The organism is Thermococcus sp. M36 (genome assembly GCF_012027355.1).
Lineage (GTDB): Archaea > Methanobacteriota_B > Thermococci > Thermococcales > Thermococcaceae > Thermococcus.
In genome coordinates, this window is record NZ_SNUH01000083.1 from 1 (window position 1) to 538 (window position 538).

General features: G+C 27.9%; 2 protein-coding genes. Both read left to right on the forward strand.

From position 1 onward, the window contains the following. Positions 1-202: hypothetical protein (locus E3E36_RS12940; protein WP_206203637.1), on the forward strand; the 202-nt coding region annotated here is incomplete at its 5' end. Positions 203-334: 132 nt separating this feature from the next. Beyond that, a partial coding sequence (locus E3E36_RS12945; protein ID WP_206203638.1) for a hypothetical protein occupies positions 335-538 on the forward strand: 204 nt, incomplete at its 3' end.

The following is a 538-nucleotide window of genomic DNA, read 5'->3' on the forward strand; positions in this document are numbered from 1 at the left end:
CAATATTGCCATTACGTTTTGGATTACAGCGAATGCTTACTGGATGACGAGTGAGTTTTTTCAATTTGATACCAAAATTGTTACCGGTACTGTTACGTACAAACATTTAGCTATCATACCTTTTACAATAGGTATTCTTTTGTTAGGCTTTTATTACCTTATCTGGAAGCCAAAACATAAAGAAGAATTTGAAACATTGTAGCAATAGTAAGTATTAAATTAACTTATTGAATTTAGTTTTAGTATTATGAATATTTTTATTTAAAATTGAATTTCATTTTGATACTCGCAAGTAATAAAAATAAATCATAATATGAGATACATTTATTTACTAATGTCGGTTATAACTTTAATTCTATTTTCCTCATGCAGCAATAATGATGATATTACAAATGCAGTAAATAAAGACGGTGCAATTGAAACATCGGTTACTGTGAACCATTTAGACAGCTTACACGATATACTTATAACCAAACATAAAGTTTGGGTAAATAATAATGAGTATAAAAATTTAGCATACACAGATACGATTCCTGCA